At 45.3% G+C, this 21,918-nt stretch carries 23 protein-coding genes; 18 read left to right on the top strand and 5 right to left on the bottom strand.

Annotated features, from left to right (window positions below; translation table 11 throughout):
- Positions 1–4 precede the first annotated feature (4 nt).
- The 9 genes from recN (at position 5) to BVG16_RS03340 (ending at position 9,468) form a co-directional block, all read left to right on the top strand.
- Positions 5–1,726 (top strand): DNA repair protein RecN, encoded by a 1,722-nt coding sequence (gene recN / locus BVG16_RS03300; RefSeq protein ID WP_078497085.1) that lies wholly within the window; start codon positions 5–7, stop codon positions 1,724–1,726.
- Positions 1,727–1,831: 105 nt separating this feature from the next.
- Positions 1,832–3,160 carry a SpoIVB peptidase gene (spoIVB, locus tag BVG16_RS03305; protein ID WP_078497086.1) on the top strand — a complete coding sequence of 443 codons (1,329 nt, stop codon included), beginning with the start codon at positions 1,832–1,834 and terminating at the stop codon, positions 3,158–3,160.
- A gap of 202 nt (positions 3,161–3,362) precedes the next feature.
- A complete protein-coding gene (spo0A, locus tag BVG16_RS03310; RefSeq protein WP_078497087.1) occupies positions 3,363–4,178 on the top strand; it encodes a sporulation transcription factor Spo0A in 816 nt (271 codons plus the stop codon).
- 212 nt (positions 4,179–4,390) lie between these two features.
- Positions 4,391–4,843, top strand: a complete 453-nt coding sequence (locus BVG16_RS03315) for a YgiT-type zinc finger protein (RefSeq protein WP_158081610.1) — start codon at positions 4,391–4,393, stop codon at positions 4,841–4,843.
- Positions 4,844–5,061: 218 nt separating this feature from the next.
- Positions 5,062–5,805 (top strand): GTP cyclohydrolase II, encoded by a 744-nt coding sequence (locus tag BVG16_RS03320; RefSeq protein WP_078497284.1) that lies wholly within the window; start codon positions 5,062–5,064, stop codon positions 5,803–5,805.
- Positions 5,806–6,143: 338 nt separating this feature from the next.
- A complete protein-coding gene (locus tag BVG16_RS03325) occupies positions 6,144–7,265 on the top strand; it encodes a C40 family peptidase (protein WP_078497089.1) in 1,122 nt (373 codons plus the stop codon).
- Positions 7,266–7,393: 128 nt separating this feature from the next.
- The gene (locus tag BVG16_RS03330) at positions 7,394–7,702 is read left to right on the top strand and encodes a DivIVA domain-containing protein (RefSeq protein WP_078497090.1); all 309 of its coding nucleotides are present in this window, start codon (positions 7,394–7,396) and stop codon (positions 7,700–7,702) included.
- 254 nt (positions 7,703–7,956) lie between these two features.
- Positions 7,957–9,015, top strand: coding sequence for a C40 family peptidase (locus tag BVG16_RS03335; RefSeq protein WP_233146871.1), 1,059 nt, complete (start codon positions 7,957–7,959; stop codon positions 9,013–9,015).
- A gap of 72 nt (positions 9,016–9,087) precedes the next feature.
- On the top strand, positions 9,088–9,468 hold the full coding sequence (locus BVG16_RS03340) for a hypothetical protein (protein WP_078497092.1): 381 nt from the start codon (positions 9,088–9,090) through the stop codon (positions 9,466–9,468).
- Positions 9,469–9,514: 46 nt separating this feature from the next.
- On the opposite strand, the gene BVG16_RS03345 is transcribed toward BVG16_RS03340, so the two are convergent.
- Together BVG16_RS03345 and BVG16_RS03350 are read right to left on the bottom strand one after the other, a co-directional pair.
- Positions 9,515–10,342 (bottom strand): alkaline phosphatase family protein, encoded by an 828-nt coding sequence (locus BVG16_RS03345; RefSeq protein WP_078497093.1) that lies wholly within the window; start codon positions 10,340–10,342, stop codon positions 9,515–9,517.
- 25 nt (positions 10,343–10,367) lie between these two features.
- Complete coding sequence (locus tag BVG16_RS03350; protein ID WP_078497094.1) at positions 10,368–11,243, bottom strand: SMR family transporter; 876 nt, start codon at positions 11,241–11,243, stop codon at positions 10,368–10,370.
- A gap of 223 nt (positions 11,244–11,466) precedes the next feature.
- Between BVG16_RS03350 and BVG16_RS03355 the strand changes: the two genes are divergently transcribed.
- Entirely contained in the window at positions 11,467–12,279 is an 813-nt protein-coding gene (locus tag BVG16_RS03355; protein WP_158081611.1) for a DeoR/GlpR family DNA-binding transcription regulator, read from the top strand.
- Between the two features lie 88 nt (positions 12,280–12,367).
- Here BVG16_RS03355 and BVG16_RS03360 read toward each other — a convergent pair whose 3' ends face one another.
- Positions 12,368–12,649: a DUF2627 domain-containing protein gene (locus tag BVG16_RS03360; RefSeq protein WP_078497096.1), complete on the bottom strand. Its 282-nt coding sequence runs from the start codon at positions 12,647–12,649 to the stop codon at positions 12,368–12,370.
- Between the two features lie 170 nt (positions 12,650–12,819).
- Between BVG16_RS03360 and lpdA the strand changes: the two genes are divergently transcribed.
- The 5 genes from lpdA (at position 12,820) to lipB (ending at position 18,486) form a co-directional block, all read left to right on the top strand.
- Positions 12,820–14,241: a dihydrolipoyl dehydrogenase gene (gene lpdA, locus BVG16_RS03365; RefSeq protein ID WP_078497097.1), complete on the top strand. Its 1,422-nt coding sequence runs from the start codon at positions 12,820–12,822 to the stop codon at positions 14,239–14,241.
- A gap of 117 nt (positions 14,242–14,358) precedes the next feature.
- Entirely contained in the window at positions 14,359–15,387 is a 1,029-nt protein-coding gene (locus BVG16_RS03370) for a thiamine pyrophosphate-dependent dehydrogenase E1 component subunit alpha (protein ID WP_078497098.1), read from the top strand.
- A complete protein-coding gene (locus BVG16_RS03375; RefSeq protein WP_078497099.1) occupies positions 15,387–16,370 on the top strand; it encodes an alpha-ketoacid dehydrogenase subunit beta in 984 nt (327 codons plus the stop codon). The genes BVG16_RS03370 and BVG16_RS03375 overlap by 1 nt, the downstream gene beginning before the upstream one ends.
- A gap of 45 nt (positions 16,371–16,415) precedes the next feature.
- Entirely contained in the window at positions 16,416–17,771 is a 1,356-nt protein-coding gene (locus tag BVG16_RS03380; protein ID WP_078497100.1) for a dihydrolipoamide acetyltransferase family protein, read from the top strand.
- 28 nt (positions 17,772–17,799) lie between these two features.
- On the top strand, positions 17,800–18,486 hold the full coding sequence (gene lipB, locus BVG16_RS03385; RefSeq protein WP_078497101.1) for a lipoyl(octanoyl) transferase LipB: 687 nt from the start codon (positions 17,800–17,802) through the stop codon (positions 18,484–18,486).
- Here lipB and prli42 read toward each other — a convergent pair.
- Positions 18,478–18,579, bottom strand: coding sequence for a stressosome-associated protein Prli42 (gene prli42, locus BVG16_RS32335; protein ID WP_408635281.1), 102 nt, complete (start codon positions 18,577–18,579; stop codon positions 18,478–18,480). The genes lipB and prli42 overlap by 9 nt on opposite strands.
- A gap of 72 nt (positions 18,580–18,651) precedes the next feature.
- On the opposite strand from prli42, the gene BVG16_RS03390 reads away from it, so the two are divergent.
- Entirely contained in the window at positions 18,652–19,776 is a 1,125-nt protein-coding gene (locus BVG16_RS03390; protein WP_078497102.1) for a tripeptidase T, read from the top strand.
- A gap of 74 nt (positions 19,777–19,850) precedes the next feature.
- On the opposite strand, the gene mciZ is transcribed toward BVG16_RS03390, so the two are convergent.
- Positions 19,851–20,012: a Z-ring formation inhibitor MciZ gene (gene mciZ, locus BVG16_RS03395; RefSeq protein ID WP_078497103.1), complete on the bottom strand. Its 162-nt coding sequence runs from the start codon at positions 20,010–20,012 to the stop codon at positions 19,851–19,853.
- 101 nt (positions 20,013–20,113) lie between these two features.
- Here mciZ and BVG16_RS03400 point away from each other — a divergent pair, with 101 nt between their 5' ends.
- Positions 20,114–20,674: an NUDIX hydrolase gene (locus BVG16_RS03400; RefSeq protein WP_408635282.1), complete on the top strand. Its 561-nt coding sequence runs from the start codon at positions 20,114–20,116 to the stop codon at positions 20,672–20,674.
- On the top strand, positions 20,671–21,882 hold the full coding sequence (locus BVG16_RS03405) for an endonuclease Q family protein (protein ID WP_078497105.1): 1,212 nt from the start codon (positions 20,671–20,673) through the stop codon (positions 21,880–21,882). Before BVG16_RS03400 ends, BVG16_RS03405 begins: the two co-directional genes overlap by 4 nt.
- The last annotated feature ends 36 nt before the right edge of the window (positions 21,883–21,918 follow it).

Genomic DNA, 21,918 nt, shown 5'->3' on the forward strand with positions numbered 1-21,918 from the left:
CCGGATGTTAGCGGCCTTATCCATACGAAATTTAGCGGTCATCGAAGCTGTGACTGTTTCTTTCCATGAAGGGTTTCATGTTCTGACAGGGGAGACGGGTGCGGGGAAATCGATTATTATCGATGCGCTTAGTCTGATTATTGGAGGCAGAGCTTCTGCAGATATTATACGCTATGGTTGCGATAAAGCAGAGGTAGAAGCTTTATTTGAATTATCGGCCGACCATCCGGTTTGGGATGTGCTTGTGGGGCTTGGCATTCAAGCTTCTTCGGATGAACACTTGGTCATTCGCAGAGAACTAACCCTTCAAGGGAAAAGTATGAGCCGAATTAATGGACAGCTCGTTAATTTGACCATGCTCAGAGAGATCGGAGAACATCTTGTCAATATTCATGGACAGCACGAACATCAATCGTTGTTAAAGGTGGATAAGCATCTTTCTCTTTTGGATACATTCGGTGAGTCTATAATTGCTTCTGTAAAATCGGCGTACCAAGAAGTCTATAAGCGGTATACAACCCTGCGCAGAGAGCTTCAGGAGCTTGAGGACACAAGTCAAAAGGCATATCAAATGTTAGACTTGTATCGGTTCCAAATCGAAGAAATTTCAAGTGCTGAGCTGAAACTGGGTGAAGATGAATGGTTAGCGGAAGAAAAGAGAAAACTAGCCAATGCAGAGCGATTGATGGATGCGGTATCCGATGCTTACCAGCAAGTATACGGAAATAAAGGGCTAGATGCGATTAGTCGAGTTCTCTCGAAGCTTGAAGATATCGTCCCATTTGACGCCGCACGCATATCTCCAATTGTCGAGCAGCTTCAATCTGCTTATTACCAGATGGAGGACGCGGCATTCCAGCTTCGTGACTATCGTGAAGTCATTGAGTTTAATCCGGTACGTCTGGAGGAAGTGGAACAGCGTTTAGATATGATCTCATCCTTCCGTCGTAAATACGGGGAGAATGTTGAAGAGATCTTGAAATATTTGGAGCATATTCGCAAAGAGGCCGAAATGATCGAGAATAAAGATGAAATGATTCAAAAACTACAAGCTCAGGTGGACAAAGAATTCATTGAGCTGGTGAAGTTAGCGGAAGAGTTAAGCAAATTACGGAAGCAATGTGCAGAGCAATTGGCCGTACAAATGGAAACGGAATTGAAGAGCCTGCAGATGGAAAGAACTCGCCTTGAGGTCAAGATTGAACGTATGGAGGCATCGGACGGATTTGATGTAGATGGGGTACCTGTACGTTTTACCAAACATGGATTTGATACGGCTGAATTTCTAATCTCTCCAAATCCAGGGGAACCTTTACGCTCATTACATAAAATTGCTTCAGGCGGAGAATTATCACGCTTAATGTTAGCCTTGAAATCGATCTTTGCTTCAATTGATCGTGTACCTGTCTTGGTATTCGATGAGGTAGATACCGGCGTCAGCGGCCGCGCTGCGCAGTCCATTGCGGAGAAAATGTCTTCGCTATCCAGACAATGTCAAGTGTTCTCCATCACGCATTTACCGCAAGTTGCTTGTATGGCGGATCACCATTATTTGATACAGAAGAATGTGATTGACCAACGGACGATGACCATGGTGGAGGAACTGAATGAAGAGGGACGAATCATGGAGTTGGCCCGTATGCTCGGTGGCGTAGAAGTCACGGAAAAAACCATGCATCATGCGCAAGAAATGCTAATACTGGCGGATACAAGGAAAGCTGTCTAGGAATCATTTTCAGTAATAAAACGCTCTAGCCAAGGTTATCTTAAAGGTACGCAATTGGCGACAACCTTTCTCGTCAAGCGAAAGAAGGAAAGGGAGCGTGACACCTTGAACTCCAAGCAAAGCAAAAGATTATTTGGTCTTTTACTTGTCTTCTTCGTTTGTATGCTTTGTACAACGGCACCTTTTCAGTATTTCTCGACGTTTCCGAGTGAACTCAGGCTCTTCTCCGGACAACAGAAGGAATTGCGACTTGCGATGCCTATGATGGCACAGGCGGTAGTGGATCATCCTGATGTTATTCAAGTCAACGGTACATCACAGCAATCATTAAACGTATCTTTAAGAGATCCGATACGACTGAAGACACAGCAAAGCGGGCAGGCTGAATTGAAGTTACGCCTATTTGGTAAAATTCCGCTCAAGACCGTCAAAGTCAATGTCGTGCCAGACCTGAAGATTATTCCTGGCGGACAAACCATCGGTGTAAAGGTCAAATCAGCTGGTATTCTTGTTGTAGGGCATCACTTAGTTGCAGTCGGTCAAGAACGGAAAGTATCGCCAGGTGAGGATGCTAACATTCAATTAGGGGATTTAATTACTCGAATTAATGGGGAGTATGTAAACGACGTGACGAAAGTGGCACCGATTGTTACGGCAGCAGGTGAAGCCAAGCGTCCGATCGAGCTAACCATCAAGCGGAATGAAACCGAATTACACACGAAGTTAACGCCAGCTTATGATGTTGACGAAAAAACATGGCGTCTTGGCTTGTATATTCGTGACTCTGCCGCAGGGGTGGGTACATTAACTTTCTATGCGCCGGATCAAGGTGTCTTTGGAGCTCTTGGACATGTGATTACGGATATGGATACCCAGACCCCGATCGTTGTGGGCAACGGTGAGATCGTACAATCCAATGTCACGTCTATTTCGAAAAGTCAGAATGGTGAGCCTGGCGAGAAGAAGGCTTACTTCTTGAAAGAAAGTAAAATTCTTGGTAATGTTGAACGTAATACACATTTCGGGATCTTTGGTAAAATGCGTGAGAATCCTGAGCATAGTTTGTTTAAAGAAGGGATTCCTGTAGCGTTTGCTGAAGATGTCAAATTAGGCCCTGCCCAGATTCTTACCGTGATCGACGGGCAGCAGGTGGAACGTTTTAATATTGAGATCGCTCATGTTGCACATCAATCTGCTCCTGCAACGAAAGGCATGGTAATTCGAATCACGGATCCACGTCTTTTAGAGAAGACAGGTGGAATTGTTCAGGGAATGAGCGGAAGTCCCATCATACAGAATGGTAAGCTGATTGGAGCCGTAACCCACGTGTTCGTCAACGATCCGAAATCAGGTTATGGATGCTTTATTGAATGGATGTTGCAGGATGCTGGCGTAATGCTACGATCAACCAACACAAATCTTAAGGCGAGCTAGTGGCCTTAAGATTTTTTTGTCGAACGACAACGAACGTTGTTATGAATTGTAGCAAAATAATTATTATAAAATATTTTATGAAAAAAATAAAGAAATTAATTATTCGACAGAAGGAATTTTATGGTACATGTCGAAATTCTATTGTCAGACAGGGTGAAAAAGAAAATTCAAACTCATGAGAGATTAAGGGAGGACTCACATCGTGCAAAAGATCGAAGTGTTATTGGCTGACGATAATCGTGAATTCACAAATTTGTTAGCAGAGTATTTTTCGGAGCAGGGGGATATGAATGTCTCAGGAATCGCCTACAATGGCGAAGAAGTGATCCGCATCATCGAAGAATCCCGACAAGTTCCGGATGTTATCATATTAGATATCATTATGCCTCATCTGGATGGTCTGGGTGTACTTGAAAAGCTCCGCGAAATGAATTTGAGTCCGCAACCGAAGGTCATTATGCTCACCGCATTTGGACAAGAGAATATTACGCAGCGTGCCGTTCAGCTTGGTGCATCGTATTACATCTTAAAGCCGTTTGATTTGGAAGTGTTAGCAAATCGTGTGCGTCAGCTTATCGGAGCGACGAACCTTACATCCACGAGCTTACCTCTGTCATCTTCATCGAAACAATCAAGCAACGTGGTACCGATTGCCAAAGGCGGCAAGAACTTAGATGCGAATATTACATCCATCATTCATGAAATCGGCGTACCTGCACATATTAAAGGATATCAGTATTTACGCGAAGCCATAACAATGGTCTACAATAACATTGAAATCCTGGGTGCCATCACGAAAACGTTGTACCCTGCGATCGCTGAGAAGTTCAAGACAACGCCTTCTCGTGTTGAACGCGCGATCCGTCATGCGATCGAAGTGGCATGGACACGCGGCAACATCGACAGCATTTCGTACTTGTTCGGCTACACGATCAATATCTCGAAGTCGAAGCCTACCAACAGCGAGTTCATCGCGATGGTGGCCGATAAGCTGAGAATTGAGCATAAGGTGAGCTAGAGCGAAGCTGCTGACCTTCGATCGAACGTTATTTTGTGCAACGACTACAATTTCATAGTGAACACGCTCGCGCTTGCTATTCCGTTAGGTCGGAAGGCAAGCGTTTTTACTTTAATTGAAAATACGGATTTTGCCGTTTAATGTGGTTTTGTACTATAATGCAATCAATATGATGTAATGGTAAGAACTACGGAATGCAAGGAGAGAGAACCATGGATTACAAGAATTTGACGCATCAAGATGAGGATACAAACGTCTCCATGAAGCAGACAATTATCGCGATTGATCAACGTATCGCATCCCTCGAAGATAAAATGAATGTTGTTCTGGAGTTATGCTTGAAACAGAACGGACTTGCCAAAGAGGTAAAGTCAGCCCTAGATGAGATCAAGGAAGAAGTTAAATCCGCAAAACTGATGTCTATGTTAGGTCGTGAGAGCACAGGAGGGCTTCAAGCCAATACGGGAGTCGCAGCTCAAGAAACGCCTACGATTCCAACAAAGTGCCCGGAATGCGGCGCGGAACATCAAATGCAGGAGGTTAAGGAAACGGTTCGCGGTGAAGATGGATCGATCTTACATACGGATGTTCCTGCATTTGAATGCCAAATTTGCGGTGAGATTATGTTCACGGCAGATTCATACAGATATATGGAAAGATCGTAAGTATAGTGGAAACGTCTCATTGATTCTTTCAAGAATTTATCCTATACTGATTAAGCTTACTTCAAATTTTAAATATCGCCCAGTAATTCTTATGGATTATTGGGCTTTTTTAAATATAATTCCAATCTTATTACTTGGTATTATGAGCTTGACTTTTGTAATTAATAAATGTATAGTTAGTTACATAAAGTAAGTTTTATTAAAGGAGAAATTTAATGATGCTGAACAATGATATGATCTCAGTTTTAACTGATCGCATACAAACCGTTACTCATTCAAATAAAAATCTTATCCTGGTGGGCCCTATACAGCTGCCGGTAAATTTAGATGGTGAAACCGTCCCATTCCAATGGTACAGCTGGTTGGCGGCGGATCTATTTCCTGAAGGTGCTACGACGGAGGAGATTATTCAACAATTGCCATCCTTACATTTGGCGGAGAGCCAACAATCTAGCGTACTCGTCTATGGCGATTTCGAAAATGCCAACGAAGCGTTAATCCGCATGCACAGCATTTGTCATACGGGTGATATCTTCGGAAGCAAGCGTTGTGATTGCGGCTTCCAACTTCGTCAATCCATGCGCATGATTCAAGCACATGGCTCAGGTGCCTTGTTCTACTTGGCTAACCATGAAGGGCGTGGAATTGGTCTATTTAGTAAAGCGATGGCCTATATCTTGCAAGAAAATGGGTATGATACTGTTGATGCGAACCTGGAGCTCGGCTTTGCCGATGATACACGCTCGTACGCGGAGGCAATTGCGGTACTGCAAGCTTTGCGTACAAAACCCGTGTCATTGATCACGAATAATCCTAAGAAGCTTAAAGCCCTCAAAGCATCAGGCATGAATGTAGATAAACGTATTCCATTATGGGGAGATATCTCATCCTATAACGAAAAATATTTGCAGACCAAAAAAACACGATCAGGGCATTTGGAGAAAAATGAAGCTTTGATCTAAGAACAATAGCTCGTGATCGATAAAGCATCTACATGCGAAAGGCATGTGATGCTTTTTTTATATATAACCATATTTTTCTATCGGTTACCAAAATTAAGGTAAATAAACGACAATGGTCCTAATGGAAAAGTTACAAAACAGTAACTTTTAAGAAGATAGTCCGATAGATTGGTCTGGTATAGGCTGATATAGTAGGTACTGTAATTGGTAACTGATGATTCAATATTCTAGTAAAAGTTAAAAGAACTAATTCATGTTATTTCATGCTGTTATCTCACGACATCATACTTAGGCGGTAATTATTCATGTGCCGCAGACATCTTAGGAGGTTACATACGATGAAAAAAGTATTATTAGGATTACTACTAAGCACCATGGTATTTCAGACCGTTGCCGTGACATCGGCAAGCGCATCCCAAGCCCCTGTTAGCGGTGCGACGAAGTCGCAGTCACATCTACAGTCGGATCCGGTTGGCGCTGCCGACACCATGAATGTGGATGAGAGCGATCCGGATATGCCAGAGCTTGAGCCTGTTACGGATATAACCGCCTTTATGAGCCGAGCAGGGGTAGAACGAGCTGCAGCTGGTGCTCAAAATGCAACAACAAAAAGTACGGTAAATTTACGCAAAGGGCCGTCAACGTCCTCGAGTATACTTCGAAATCTTCCCAAAGGCGAGAAGCTTGTGATCTTAGGTAAAGCAGACTCGAATTGGTATCATGTTCAAGATAGCCAAGGTAACTTGGGGTATCTGAGTACGGCAAGCAAGTATACAAGCATTACAGGAGCTGCGAAGTCGGGTCTTATTGTATCGCGAGTGAATTTAAGAACAGAGCCTTCGACCTCTTCATCGGTAATTAAAAAGCTAGATGCAGGTCACGAGGTTGCTATTCTTAAGACCGTGAATGCAAATTGGCTCCAAGTATGGGATGGGCAAGGAAAAGTAGGATACATAAGTTCAAGCAGTCAATATATAAAAATCGGCGGTAGTGGATCAACAACGCCGCCATCATCCAATGCTCAGATCGAAAAAGTAATAAGTACAGGTATGAAATATCTAGGCACGCCTTATGAATTTGGTTCGAACCGCAATTCAACAAAAACGTTTGATTGTTCTGCTTTTGTCAGACAAGCCTATAAAGAGGCGCTTGGTATTGTATTAGGAACGGATTCCCGGAAACAAGGGGAATGGATTAAGAGTAATTCAACGGTGAAGAAGAGTATTAGTTCATTAAAACGTGGGGACTTAATGTTCTTTATGTCTTATAAAGGAACTAGCGCTTCCAGTTATAGCGGCATTAACAAGGATAAAGAGCGGATCACGCATGTAGGGATTTATTTAGGAGACGGCAAGATTTTGCATACATACTCGAAGGCGTCCGGCGGCGTGCGGGTGGATACCGTAAAAGGAAAGCATTGGGAGTATCGCTTCTTATATGGCGGAAGCGTGCTGAAATAAGCAAAAAATGAAAAAACCGAAAGAAAGATGCGTAGCAAAACGTATCTTTCTTTCGGTTTTTTTGTAATAATGGAAGAAAGATAGTAGGATGATGATATCGAGTTAATGAACTAGGGGGTTATCCAATCATGAAGAAAGACAAAGGTAAATCTAATCATTTGAATTCGGTAGGGCTCTCTCTCTCTGCCTTAGAGATTCATGAGAAAGAGTTCGGTTATTCAATACGGGGTTACAATATAGAGGAAGTAGATTTATACCTGGATCAAATCATAAAGGATTATGAGGCATTCCACAGCGTCATTCAAGAAATGCAGAAGTACATAAAAGATTTGCAAGACGAGATATCGGACATGCCTAAAACTTCACAAGAACCGGATAGCTTATTGGATCGTATTCGTGACTTAGAAGTCTATTGCTTCGGCCGAATGAAAGGTTAAATAGAAGACGTCCACTACGATCGTTGTAGATGGGCGTCTTGCTGATTCTTCCATAAATTAGTGAAACGAACGACGATAGTCCTAATTTGTTGGTTACAAAAAAGTAACTTTCGAGAAAAAAGTCCGATAGAGGTGCAACAGATAGACTGGTATAGTAAGGATATAAATGGTAACTGAAAATGCTTCAATCAGCTCATGACACATCAACAAGCTACTGCTATTGCAGCGGCGGACATCTCAGGAGGCTACATCACATGAAAAAAGTATTACTGGGCGTCGTCTTCAGTGCGATGCTATTACAAACCTTGCCATTGGCATCGGTAAGCGCAGCACCGGTAACAACGATAGCGGCAGGCGCGAAGTTAGCAACAACGAAAAATGCAGTGAACCTGCGTGTTGGCGCGTCGACATCCACGGATACCATCCGAAGTTTAGCTGTGGGTGAGACCGTTATGATCTTGGGACAGGCCAGTGTTAGTTGGTATAACGTGCAAGACAGCCAAGGAAATATGGGATACGTCAGCACGGATTCAAAGTACTTGCAAATTACCGGAACTGCGAGATCTGGTCAGACTCTAACTCGGGTGAATCTAAGAACCGCACCGTCAACGGACTCCACAGTTATTAAAACAATAGAGGCTGGACGTCAGTTCGCCGTCATAAATAAAGTCAATGAAAATTGGATTCAGGTCTGGGATGGAGAAGGAAAAGTCGGTTATATGAGTTCAAATACGCAATACGTTGCGTTAGGGACAACCGAAACAGGAACCGAAACTGGAAGCGGAACAGGAGCCGGAAACGCAACAGGGACAGGAACCGGAAACGCAACAGGGACAGGAACCGTGAAACCGCCAGTGACATCGTCGTCCACGAAAGTTCAGATCGAAGAAGTAATTGCGACGGGGATGAAGTACTTAGGAACGCCTTACGAATATGGTTCAGATCGGAATGCGACAACAACCTTTGATTGCTCAGCTTTTGTAAGACAAGCTTACCGTGAGGCGCTTGGCGTTGTGCTGGAGTCGGATTCCCGCAATCAAGGCGCGTGGGTAATGAACCATTCGACAGTAGTGACGGACATCGACGCATTAAAACGGGGCGATTTGATGTTCTTCGTGTCTAATCCAGGATCGAACGCCTCAACCAATGAGGGAGTCAATGGAAATACAGAACAAATTACCCACGTCGGGATCTACTTAGGAGATTATAAAATATTGCATACATATTCCAAGGCATCAGGCGGTGTTCGCATCGATTCTGTGCGTGATAATCATTGGGCCGATCGGTTTTTATTCGGAGGAAGCGTATTATAATAGAAGGGCGAACCGTCGAGTGAAGCTTCGAATATAATACAAGAAGTCACTTCGAGTAGAGGCGGGGGAGCTATGGCAGCGGATCGACGTAAAGAATCCAAAAAAAAAAACCAGCCACGGAAAGACCCGAATCCCCGTACACATAAGTTACATCGGTATCCCGAATTGTCTGTACAACAATGGGCGATTATTATTGCATTATTCTCGAATGCTTTATTCGTGGATTCTGTTATTATCAACCGCAATAAAACAGTACAGGTGATCTTAGGTGGGGATTTTAGCAAGATGGGTATGGTCTCACCGGAAGCGTTAACGGATGAATCCTTGGCAATATTTGAAGCAGTAGAAGCAGCCGATGCGGCGAACCTCTCGCAGCAACATCACCATCATCCGCCTACACGCTCTAATCCTGGTGGGAAGAAATCAGGGGCTAAAACGAAATCAAAACATTAACATAAGAATATAAAGAAGCTCGCAGCGTTCTGCGAGCTTTTTGTGATTAACGGTTAAATATTCCGTTTGGCACTTTCCCTGTCCATCGCGGACAAGGATCGATGCCGAGGGCGTAGGTTACCACGTGAGCCGTGTCTTTCAGCGAGACCGCGTCCGTTATGGTTGTTCCAGATAATACAGCTGGACCATGGCAACCCCAGAATACGGTCATATCTGACGGATGATTGCTGCCATGATCCCGTGGATGATCCCCGCCACCACCATGATCCGAGGTGATAATGATGAGGCTGTCTTCCAGCAACCCGGCTTCTTTTATAGCATCCAATACTACTCCAACATACCCGTCAATTTCCGTGATTTTAGCTAAGTATTCTGGTACATGTTCTCCGTACCCAAATTCATGTCCGGTATAATCCGGATCTCCAAAATGGATATACATCAGTGTAAGGTCGGGGTTGTTTCGAATATAGTCAGCGGATGCTTGAGCCAATTCGGGATCACGTACGGATAGATCGACAAAATTACATGATTGTTCGATGATACCGTAGTTGATCGGCGACCATTCGGAAAATGCGGCAATTTTAGCGTCGGGCCATTGTTGACGGACAAGCTTCATAAAGGAAGGATAGTCATTGTCTTCAGGGTATCTCGTATCCGAAGCAACTGAATTATTCAATTGATGCTGATCCGGATCTACACCATGGAACATGGACCCCCAACACTGCGCGCTGATTGAGGGGAAAGCGGTCTGTGCTTGATACGTCATCGCACCTTGTTGCAACAGCTCGTGAATATGGGGTGTCGGTGTATCTTTAATGAAATTCCCAGCCCCGTCTAATCCAATGACAAATACACGCTTACAAATTTGCTCCATGTTCGTTCATCCTCTTTTCTAGTTTTTAGTTAGATAAAGCGACAGAGATAATGCCCAGCGTAATCACGGCGGACAATGCAATTCTTCGCACCCCTTGCTGTTCTTTCAATAATAGAACTCCGAGTAAAGTACCGAATACCGTTCCGACTTCACGAATAGGAGCGATAGAGGACAGGGGCGACAAGGTCATGGCGAACAAGAACAAGAGGTAGGAGCCCGGAGAACAAATGGAGCCGACGAGGATCGTCTTCCAGTTCGCTTGCCATTCGGCCCGGATTTGGCGGGACCTTAACACCGTGAAAGATGAAAATACGACATAGCTTAAATTCGACAGCTCTAAGGTTGAGAGCGGTGAAAGATGCATAATAATTTGTTTATCCATCAGCGTATAGCCCGCGATACAGCAACCAACCACGAGTGCGAATAGCAATGCCGTTGGCTTTCCACCACCGCTTTGAATTCGAGAGCTGCCTTTGCTGAGGAAGCTGGATAATAGGCCGCTGATTGCAAATAGGCCTCCGACAATTAACAAAAGACCGATCCAGCCCATCGCAGGCAGTGATTCACCGAATAAAAACACGCTTAAGAGCGTAACGAGCATGACGCCTGTACCGCGCATTAAAGGATAGATTTGCGATAGATCCCCATAGGAATAAGACTTTGAGAGAAAAATGAAGTAAGCTCCCTGGAAACATACCGATGTAGCAATAAAACCTAAAGCTTCCATACTCAATGGTTTCGTGATAAGTTCATGAATAAAATAAGGCAGAAGGAGCAAGGCGCCTGTGATGTGGATGGACCACAAAAAAACAGATTTGTTCAGACTTTTCTTCGTGAACAAATTCCACACGGCGTGCATTATGCCTGAGCATAATACAAGTAAAACAGCAGTTGATAGCATGGTATCATCCTCATTTCTTTAGGTCAAAAGTACACAAAAGCATGTTTCATGGAGTGTGTGTTTGTGTGTGTTATTTTGTTTTGTTGTGTGTTTCGATGTGATTATAGACCGCTTTTGGCAGGGTGTCAATACTTCGGATTGGACATTTTAAAATGGTTCGTATATGTTTAGTTTTATGAGGTTATTGGACGAGATCGAGATTGAAGTAAGGGAGGAACATAACTTGTCGATTAAGGGAGAGGAGCGTAAACAGAGCATACTTCAACTTTTGCATGAAAATGGACGTGTGGAATCCGCATCTTTAGTCAAATATTTTAACGTTTCATTCGAAACCATCCGTAGGGACTTAGAAGAGCTGGAGGGAATCGGGAAGCTGAAACGAATGTATGGCGGCGCGATGCGGATCTCGGAAGAGGAAGTAGAGCTGCCTCATCTGGTGCGAGAGACGACACATGTTGAAGAGAAAGCACGTATTGGTGAGAGAGCAGCGCAGCTGGTGCAGCCGGGTGACGTTATTTTTATTGATGAAGGCACGACGCCAGTTCGCATGATCCCTTATTTGCTGGATTTAAAATCATTAACGATCGTAACGAGTTCATTTCCAACGGTCTCGCTGTTAATGGATTATTCAAATCAACAACGTTTCCTCGGCAAAATTATTTTTCTTGGCGGTGAAGTCAGTTCTCAGCATGCCAGAGTGGTTGGTTCGCTTTCGGAACAATGGATGGAGCAGCTATATGTCGATAAGGCGTTCGTATCCATTGACGGATTCGATCTTAAGCTTGGAATTACGAGCTTTGGTGCGGATAAGGCGACATTAACGCGCAAAGTGATCCAGCATGCAAAAGTAACGATTGTGATGGCAGATGCTTCTAAAATTAATGTTCAAGCACATTATCGGATAGCGGAGCTGGATAAGATTCACTATATGGTGTGCGACAAATTCCCCCCTGCAGAATGGGTGTCAGAACTAGAAGCCCCTGGTGTGATATGGTTGTGTTCGGATAACGGACGTACAAGAGAGGATATTTCATGACAACAGCAGGGTACAAACGTATGATCAAGATACAAAAAACGCTTCCCGACAGCTAAGGCCGCCGAAAGCGTTTTTTTTGCGTATCATTCTACTGCGGTCTTACACGTTTCTTCTTGAACCGAGGGGCAACGTAATTGCGTTTACGGTCACGGTAGAACGTCCATCCACCAATGAACACGATCCCCGCAGCAAACAGCACAAAGCCAATGGAAAAGCCCAGCCAACCAAAATCAGGAGCGAGATTCGTATCCCCGTGAGCAGAGAAGTAATTAAAAAGCGCATCTTTCATTAACACAAAGCCATAGGTCGCTGCAAGCCCAGGAATCACAAGAAGCAAGATGGCGATGAAGCGAGCTAAAATGATTTTCATATGTATTCCTCACCTTATTTTGGTAGTGTTGTTACGTCTATCATACCGTTTCCTTATTTTGTTGTCTATCGAAAGGCTTGGTTGGTAATCGACTGAAAAAAAGGTACAATAGAACCATCGGTTTTTACCTGTGAAAAATCATAGTTTACATATCGGGAGGAGCTTAAACCATGGCGTTAACGTATGATGTAGCTGTGTTAGGCGGAGGGATTGGCGGTTATACCGCTGCGATTCGTGCAGCACAATTAGGCAAGAAAGTTGCAATTATCGAGCAAGATATGCTGGGGGGAACCTGTCTGCATCGCGGATGTATTCCGAGCAAGACTTTCTTGCGCAGTGCAGAGGTATTTGCAACTTTTAAAGAGAGTGAGCAATTCGGTATTCAAGCCGAAAATATTTCGGTGCAATTTGATAAGATCCAGCAGCGAAAAGTCGGGATCGTGAATCAACTGCATCGCGGCGTGATTTATTTGATGCAGAAGAATAAAATCGATGTCATTCAAGGCAAAGGACGCGTCATCGGCCCGTCTATTTTTTCGCCAAAAAGTGGAGCCGTTGCGGTTGAACTACAAGATGGCGAGATGGAGACCGTGGTTCCTACGCAATTGATCATTGCGACCGGTTCCCGTCCGCGTACATTGCCTGGGATCGAAATCGACGGTCAATATGCGATGACAAGCGATGAGGCGTTGAACATGACAGAACTCCCTAAATCCATGATTATCGTCGGCGGCGGTGTGATTGGCGCGGAGTGGGCGTCGCTATTAAGCGACTTTGGGGTCGAAGTAACGATCATTGAGATGGCAGCGCATTTGCTTCCTACAGAAGAGCAAGAATTGGGTGCCGAACTGCAGCGGTTGCTGAAGAAACGCGGCGTTCGCGTATTGACTCAAGCTTCGCTAAATCCGGATAGCTATCGTGTCGAGCATGGTCAAGTACATATGGAAGTTACGAATAAAGGCAAAACAGAGACGATTCAAGCGGATAAGCTGTTGATTTCCATCGGCAGAGAAGCGAATGTCAACGGCATTGGGCTTGAAAATACAGATATTAAAGTGGAGCGCGGTGTCATTGTGGTGAATGAATCCATGCAGACGACAGAACCGCATATTTTTGCTGTGGGTGATGTCATAGGCGGGTTACAGCTAGCCCATGCCGCTGGACATGAAGGAATTATTGCAGCAGAACGAATTGCTGGATTAGACATTGAGCCTATGCAGGCGCATTTAGTACCACGTTGTATTTATACCCGGCCAGAGGTCGCGAGTGTAGGCTTCACAGAGAAACAAGCGCTCGAGCAAGGACGAAATATTAAGACGGCTAAAGTTTCTTTTAAAGCGATTGGCAAAGCTCTCGTGTACGGTGATAATAATGGCTTCGTGAAGGTTATTGCAGATCAAGATACAAATGACATCCTTGGTGTGCATATGATTGGTCCGCATGTGACGGATCAAATCTCGGAGGCTGTCCTCGCGCAAATCCTGGATGCTACGCCTTGGGAAGTGGGACAAGCGATCCACCCGCATCCAACATTGTCCGAAATTATGGGCGAGGCGATGCTCGCAATTGACGGGAAAGCTATTGGTATCTAGACAAGCATGGAACAAAGATCATTTTCTTTTTTCCTGAAAAGGGATTATAATATGTTTAACTCCTAGTCTTAGTACCAGGTTATAAAACCAATAGGGAATATAAAGGATGGTGTTTACGTGAAATCAGAAACTTCCGTACAACAGCAATCAAAACATGAACAGCTTGGATTAACTCATCACCAAGTCATTGATATGTACAGATATATGCGTATGGCTCGTTTGTACGATGAGCGAAGTCTCATTCTGCAGCGTGCAGGAAAAATTAATTTCCATGTATCCGGAATCGGACAAGAAACGGCGCAAGTTGCTGCAGCATTCGCGCTGGATCGCGAGAAGGATTTTTTCCTTCCGTATTACCGGGATTACGGGTTCGTATTAGCAGCTGGCATGACCTTGAAAGATTTGATGTTATCGGTATTTGCCAAAGCAGAGGATCCAAATAGCGGCGGGCGCCAAATGCCTGGACATTTCGGTTCCAAACGATTGCGTATTGTCACAGGCTCCAGCCCTGTAACAACACAGGTTCCGCATGCGGTAGGGTTTGCGTTGGCCGCGAAAATGCAAAAGAAAGATTTCGTCTCGTTCGTGACCTTCGGAGAAGGCTCCAGCAACCAGGGAGACTTCCATGAGGGATGTAACTTCGCAGGTGTTCATAAATTACCCGTAATCCTCATGTGCGAGAATAACCAATATGCGATTTCGGTACCGGTTCATAAGCAGCTGGGCGGAAAAGTGGCAGACCGTGCGCTGGGCTACGGCTTCCCTGGCATTCAAGTCGACGGAAATGACGCTCTAGAAGTGTACCGAGTCGTGAAAGAAGCTCGTGAGCGTGCGATTCGCGGTGAAGGTCCAACGCTAATTGAAGCGATGATGTACCGTTTATCGCCGCATTCCACATCCGATAACGATATGGCTTATCGTACCAAAGAAGAAGTCGAAGAGAACCGTAAGAAAGACGGGGTACTGAAGTTCAAGAATTATCTAATTGAACATGGGATTTGGACAGAAGAGCAAGAAGCAGAGCTCGTTGCCGAGCTGACCAAAGAAATGAAAGAAGCAACGGAATACGGCGACAACGCACCGTTCCCTAAACCCGAGGATACGCTGCTTCATGTGTATGCCGGAGATGGAGAGGTGAAAGCATAATGCCAGTTATGGAATATATTGATGCGATTCGTCTTGCGATGAAAGAGGAAATGGAACGTGATGAGACGGTATTCGTGCTCGGCGAAGACGTAGGAACCAAAGGTGGTGTCTTCACGACGACAAAAGGACTGATGGAACAATTCGGTGAGATGCGCGCGATGGATACGCCATTGTCGGAGTCCGCCATTGCGGGCGTTGCTATCGGTGCTGCGATGTATGGGATGAAGCCCATTGCAGAGATGCAGTATTCGGATTTTATGTTCCCAGCAACGAACCAGATCATCAGTGAAGCCGCGAAAATTCGTTATCGTTCGAATAATGACTGGACGTGTCCTGTTGTTATCCGGGCACCGATCGGCGGCGGGATCTTTGGTGGATTGTACCATTCCCAATGTCCAGAATCCGTATTCTTCGGTACCCCTGGATTGAAGATTATCGCTCCGTATTCGGCGTATGATGCGAAAGGATTGCTCAAAGCAGCCGTTCGCGACCCGGATCCCGTCATTTTCTTTGAGAATAAAAAATGCTACAAATTGATTACCGAAGATGTGCCTTTGGATGATTATATCGTCCCGATCGGAGTAGCAAATGTGCTTCGCGAAGGTACGGATATCACGGTTATTTCATATAGCTTACCCTTACATTTTGCCATGCAAGCTGCAGAAGAACTTGCTAAAGAGAACATCAGTGCACATATTCTTGATTTGCGCACCATTCAACCCCTGGATCGGGATGCGATTCTTGAAGCAGCGAAGAAGACAGGAAAAGTTCTCATCATTCATGAGGATAATAAAACAGGCGGTGTAGGCGCTGAGGTCTCTGCGATTATTGCAGAGGAAATGTTGTTTGATCTGGATGCACCGATTATGCGCCTCTGCGGACCTGATGTACCAGCGATGCCGATCAGCCCGCCTATGGAGAGGTTCTTCATGCTGAATAAAGACAAGGTGAAAGAAGCAATGCGTAACTTGGCTCTATACTAGAATGCATGAAAGAGCCCCATCCGAAAAAGTTCAGGAGATGAGAGAATGTCTAACCATACAACAAAAGTGGAAATCACCATGCCGCAATTCGCCGAATCGCTCGTTTCGGCGACAATCGGCAAGTGGTTGAAGAAGCCCGGGGATCGCGTAGAACAATATGAACCTATTTGTGAAGTGTTGACAGATAAGGTAAATGCGGAGCTTCCTTCTACAGTTGAAGGTGTATTGAAGGAAATTATTGTTGAAGAAGGACAAACGGTTGACGTTGGCGTGGTCATCGCTTATGTGGAGGTCGCGTCATCCGAAGCAGCTTCGAACACAAGCGTGGGGGGACATCCGGCGGAAGCGGAAGCCTCAACAGGGAATGCCCCTGAATTAACCGGTGATCAGAGCATGCGGCACCGCTACTCGCCTGCCGTACAGCAGTTGGCTGGAGAGCATGGTGTAGATTTGAATCAAGTCGTAGGGACAGGCTTGGGCGGACGTATCACGCGTAAAGATGTGCAGCAGTATATCGAGAATGGGCAGCCGAAGGCAGCGGTTGCGGCCGTGGCTGCTTCCGTACCAAGCACTGCGGCGTCTGCAGCATCAACCGCGCCTGTAAATGCGGGGAACGCAACGTCTGTACGTCATTCCGGATTGCATTTATCTGCGACACCGAAGATTCCGCAGATTGAAGTGGAGAAACAGCAGTCCGTTTCGAATAATGAATACTTTATCGATGTAACCCCGCTTCGGAACACGATTGCCAGAAATATGCGTCAGAGCGTAACGGAAATTCCGCATGCTTGGACGATGATCGAAGTGGATGTGACGAATCTAGTGCTGCTTCGCAACAAACATAAAGACGAGTTTATGCGTCGTGAAGGCATTAACCTCACCTACCTCGCATTCCTATTGAAAGCCGTTGTCAATGCCATCAAGGATTATCCGATTATTAACTCCGTCTGGGCTGTAGATAAGATTATCGTGAAGAAGGATATCAACATTTCACTTGCGGTAGGGACAGAAGATTCTGTGATTACACCAGTGATCAAGAAGGCAGATACGCTTAATATTGCGGGCCTTGCACGTGAAGCAGACCGTCTGGCGAAGCTGACGCGTTCAGGTCAATTGAAGCTTGATGATCTTCAAAGCGGAACCTTCACCATCAACAATACAGGCTCCTTCGGGTCCATCCTATCGTATCCGATTATTAACTATCCGCAAGCTGCCATTCTGACGTTTGAATCCATTGTGAAGCGTCCCGTCGTCATTAATGACATGATTGCCGTTCGTTCAATGACCAATTTGTGCCTATCACTGGATCATCGTATTTTGGATGGTGTCATTTGCGGCCGTTTCTTACAGCGTGTCAAAGAGCATATGGAAAGTTATGATATTGATACCAAACTATACTAAGGTACTTCAGAAAGCGTGAGACTAGACAATGAGTAATGTACTAGATGTGAGTTATCATCCGTCCATGGAGTATGGGCAAGCTTGGGACCTGCAGAAATCATGGGTGAAGCAAATAGATCAAGAGGAGAAGGGTTCATCTCTGATCCTCTTGCAGCATCCGCCGACCTATACGATCGGATCACAGCGTCATCCAGAGCATCTGTTATGGAGCGAAGAGCAGCTTAAAGAGAAAGGCATCTCCGTATTTGAAATTGACCGCGGGGGAGACATTACGTATCACGGACCGGGTCAACTTGTGGGATACCCTTTAATCGTGCTGGATGGCGAGAAGCTGGACCTTCATGGATACTTGCGTCAGTTGGAGCAGGTTATTATTAATTATTTGGCAAAATACAATATTGAGGGCAGTCGTAAATCGGAGTTTACGGGTGTATGGGTGGGCGATGTGAAAATAGCCGCGATCGGCGTTAAGTTCAATAAACGCAGACACCGCCGCGGCTTTATCACGAGTCATGGATTTGCATTTAACATTAAATCCGGTATTCAGTACGAAGGCTTCACAGGAATTGTTCCCTGCGGCATTCAAGAGTACGGCGTGACATCGCTGGAAGATATCACCGGATTAAACTTCACTGTGGAGCAAGTCGCATCTGAAATTGTGCCTTTCTTCACGAGTGAATTCGGATTTGAGCCTGTCCAACTTGATTTAGTATAGGAAAGGCTCAATAACCATTAATAAGGTGGAACCGACCATGGCAGCCAGCATGAGATAAATGATAATGCGGAACCATTTTTTTTGCTTTTTCATAGGCATATGTTCTCCTTTATTCGAGTATCATAACGTCTATTCTAACGTAAGATGACATTGGAGGGAAGTCGAATGGTACAACAAGAGCGTTTGATCCAACAATTTCTAGAATTAGTTCAAGTGGATAGCGAGACAAAATTCGAACAAGAGATTTCTCAAGTATTGAAGAGCAAATTTAGTGAACTTGGATTATCGTATTTTGAGGATGATGCCGCTGAGAAGACAGGTCATGGCGCGGGAAATCTTATCGTGACTTTACCAGCTACAGCAGGCAAGGAGCATCTGCCGACGATTTTCTTCACATCCCATATGGATACCGTAACCCCAGGGAAAGGAATCAAACCTTCGATTGGTGAGGATGGGTACATACGGAGTGATGGGACAACGATTCTTGGCGCAGATGACAAGGCAGGGCTAGCGGCCATGTTAGAGGCCATCAAGGTATTGCAGGAGAACGAAATTCCGCATGGGAAAATTCAATTTGTCATTACGGTAGGGGAAGAATCCGGTTTATATGGTGCACGTGCGATGGATCCGCAACATATGGAAGCGAAGTTCGGGTATGCGCTTGATTCTAATGGAGCGATTGGCGGGATTGCGGTTGCAGCGCCAACGCAAGCGAAGATCTTCATGAAAATTTATGGAAAATCAGCCCATGCAGGTGTAAATCCTGAGGATGGGATCAGTGCGATCCAAGTCGCAAGCAAAGCGATTTCCCGCATGAAGCTAGGCCGAATTGACCATGAGACCACCGCGAATATCGGTAGATTCGCTGGAGGCGGCGCGACCAACATTGTCTGCGATTTTGTGCAAATTGATGCGGAAGCGCGGAGTATCGTACAGGACAAAGTGGATGCGCAAGTTGCATCCATGAAAGAGGCGCTAGAATCGGCAGCTTCTGATTTCGGTGCTCGCGCTGAATTTGAATGCATTCTTCTCTATCCGGCTTATAAGTATACGGAGCAAGACGAAGTGGTTCAATTAGCGATGCATGCGATCAAGAATATCGGGAAACAGCCGACAACGTTCCATACAGGCGGCGGCAGTGATGCGAATATCTTTAATGGGATGGGAATTCCGACCGTCAACTTATCGGTTGGTTATGAAGACATTCATACGACCAAAGAACGGATTAAAGTAGAAGATATCGTGGACTTAACGACGCTCGTGATTGAGATCGTAAAATTAGTGGATTAATATTTCTATCGTTAGAGCCCCTTTAGCTGAGGTATGCATAGCTAAAGGGGCTCTTTTCGGTATCCCCGCTTTTCTCATTTGGTACGATAACTGGATGCGCTGCTTATTCTTGAATCGATAAGTGTCTTGAGAGTTGCCTTTGGGTCGTTGTTTTGGTGAAGCTGGCGCAAATGGTGGCGGATCTCCCAAGCTTTGCCAACCATATGCATTTGTTGGGGCTGGATATAGGTTTTCATTCGGATGTCCTCCTCAGCTTTCGTGGATGAAGTTTGGTATAATTAAGTCATATGATCGAGATGGACAAGTTAGTACACGTTCCGAAGGAGTGTTGAATAGAGTGGCAGATCAATCCAATAAGTTCGAAGAGATAACGATAAGCACGGAGCCTATTTTTCAAGGGAAAGTAATTTCCTTGCAGGTGGATACCGTCCGTCTTCCCGATGGGAATACAGCGACCAGAGAGATCGTGAAGCATCCGGGAGCCGTAGGTGTGCTGGCACTGCATCCCAAAGGGATGCTCGTCGTGGAGCAATATCGGAAGGCATTAGGGAAATCTCAAGTCGAGATTCCTGCAGGCAAACTAGAACGGGGTGAAGACCCGATGGAAGCAGCGAAGCGGGAATTAGAGGAAGAGACAGGGTACAAATGCGGGACAATCCGTCATTTAAGCTCTTTCTATACGTCGCCAGGATTTGCTGACGAAATCATTCATCTCTACGTTGCGGAAGATCTACAGCAAGGTGAAGTACAGCTGGATGAGGATGAATTCCTGGATGCGGAGATTATTACGTTGGAGCAGGCAGAGCAATATATGGCAGAAGGACGAATTAGTGACGCCAAGACCATTACAGCGGTGTATGCGTGGAAGCTATATGCCTTAACAGGGAGGCTGGGATGAGCACGAATCTCTCAAGTCAAGAGCCTGTACTGAACCCTTGTTATGCAGATCTCCATATTCATATCGGAAGAACCGAACAAGGCAATCATGTGAAAATTAGCGGCAGCAAAGATTTAACGTTCGCCAATATTGCCCATGAAGCTGCAGTACGCAAAGGAATTGAGCTTGTTGGCATCATAGATTGCCACGCCCCTTCCGTACAGACGGATATTATCCGTTGTTTAGATCGAGGAGAAATGCATGAGGTTGCAGGCGGAGGCATACAGTACCGTGGCACCACGATCCTCTTAGGCAGTGAAATCGAAGTACGTGACGAAGGCCGAGGAGCAGCGCATGTATTAGCCTACTTTCCAACGTTATGTGTGATGCAAGACTTTACGATCTGGATGTCCAAGTATATGAAAAATGTGGAATTAAGCTCCCAACGAATCTATGTGACAGCCAAAGAATTGCAGCGTGAAGTCGTGGATCGTGGCGGCATTTTCATTCCAGCGCATATTTTTACACCCCATAAAAGTGTCTACGGCAGTAGTTCAACGCGGATGGAGCATATCTTGGATTTAGATCTTATTGCGGGTGTGGAACTGGGTCTAAGTGCGGATTCCGAAATGGCTGGTCTTATTTCCGAGCTAGATCGTTATTCGTTCTTGACCAATTCCGATGCGCATTCCTTAGGGAAGATTGGCCGTGAATACAATATTCTGCAGCTCGAGGCACCGAATTTCGATGAATTTAAAAAAGCGCTAGGCAGGGAAGCCGGCCGTCATGTTGCAGCGAACTATGGTCTGAATCCGCGATTAGGTAAATATCATCGTACGTTCTGCATGCAATGTGACTCCATTATTGACGAATCCCAAGCGACAGAAGTGCGTTGTCCTTATTGCGGTGCGACCAAGGTTGTGCGCGGCGTCATGGATCGTATTGCTGCAATAGCGGATCGAGAGGATCCTGTTATTCCGGCCTACAGACCGCCGTATTATTATCAAGTACCCTTAGAGTTTCTCCCTGGTTTTGGTCCACGCAAAAGGGAAGTTTTGTTAGAACGGTTTGGAACCGAGATGTATATTCTGCATCATGCGCGCGTCGATGAGCTGGCAGAGGTGGTTGGCCAAGCGTTAGCGGAGCAAATTATCCTTGCTCGCTCTGGTCATCTTGGCATTGTTGCAGGTGGAGGCGGTGTGTACGGTAAGATTACTCGAATGGAATGACATGAAATAAGCATACTCTAGCATTCTCTCTCATAA

The sequence above is a fragment of the Paenibacillus selenitireducens genome, assembly GCF_002021565.1.
Taxonomy (GTDB): Bacteria; Bacillota; Bacilli; order Paenibacillales; family Paenibacillaceae; genus Paenibacillus_K; species Paenibacillus_K selenitireducens.

Excerpts from the sequence above, each read along its gene's own strand:
- BVG16_RS03325 (WP_078497089.1), top strand. The coding sequence starts at position 6,144 with ATGAAAAAAGTATTATTAGGATTACTACTAAGCACCATGGTATTTCAG.
- BVG16_RS03315 (WP_158081610.1), top strand. The coding sequence starts at position 4,391 with ATGGATTACAAGAATTTGACGCATCAAGATGAGGATACAAACGTCTCC.
- BVG16_RS03380 (WP_078497100.1), top strand. The coding sequence starts at position 16,416 with ATGTCTAACCATACAACAAAAGTGGAAATCACCATGCCGCAATTCGCC.
- BVG16_RS03320 (WP_078497284.1), top strand. The coding sequence starts at position 5,062 with ATGCTGAACAATGATATGATCTCAGTTTTAACTGATCGCATACAAACC.
- BVG16_RS03330 (WP_078497090.1), top strand. The coding sequence starts at position 7,394 with ATGAAGAAAGACAAAGGTAAATCTAATCATTTGAATTCGGTAGGGCTC.
- lipB (WP_078497101.1), top strand. The coding sequence starts at position 17,800 with ATGAGTAATGTACTAGATGTGAGTTATCATCCGTCCATGGAGTATGGG.
- lpdA (WP_078497097.1), top strand. The coding sequence starts at position 12,820 with ATGGCGTTAACGTATGATGTAGCTGTGTTAGGCGGAGGGATTGGCGGT.
- mciZ (WP_078497103.1), bottom strand. The coding sequence starts at position 20,012 with ATGAAAACCTATATCCAGCCCCAACAAATGCATATGGTTGGCAAAGCT.
- BVG16_RS03340 (WP_078497092.1), top strand. The coding sequence starts at position 9,088 with ATGGCAGCGGATCGACGTAAAGAATCCAAAAAAAAAAACCAGCCACGG.
- BVG16_RS03360 (WP_078497096.1), bottom strand. The coding sequence starts at position 12,649 with ATGAAAATCATTTTAGCTCGCTTCATCGCCATCTTGCTTCTTGTGATT.
- BVG16_RS03375 (WP_078497099.1), top strand. The coding sequence starts at position 15,387 with ATGCCAGTTATGGAATATATTGATGCGATTCGTCTTGCGATGAAAGAG.
- recN (WP_078497085.1), top strand. The coding sequence starts at position 5 with ATGTTAGCGGCCTTATCCATACGAAATTTAGCGGTCATCGAAGCTGTG.
- BVG16_RS03335 (WP_233146871.1), top strand. The coding sequence starts at position 7,957 with ATGAAAAAAGTATTACTGGGCGTCGTCTTCAGTGCGATGCTATTACAA.
- BVG16_RS03350 (WP_078497094.1), bottom strand. The coding sequence starts at position 11,243 with ATGCTATCAACTGCTGTTTTACTTGTATTATGCTCAGGCATAATGCAC.
- BVG16_RS03405 (WP_078497105.1), top strand. The coding sequence starts at position 20,671 with ATGAGCACGAATCTCTCAAGTCAAGAGCCTGTACTGAACCCTTGTTAT.
- BVG16_RS03390 (WP_078497102.1), top strand. The coding sequence starts at position 18,652 with ATGGTACAACAAGAGCGTTTGATCCAACAATTTCTAGAATTAGTTCAA.
- BVG16_RS03345 (WP_078497093.1), bottom strand. The coding sequence starts at position 10,342 with ATGGAGCAAATTTGTAAGCGTGTATTTGTCATTGGATTAGACGGGGCT.
- prli42 (WP_408635281.1), bottom strand. The coding sequence starts at position 18,579 with ATGAAAAAGCAAAAAAAATGGTTCCGCATTATCATTTATCTCATGCTG.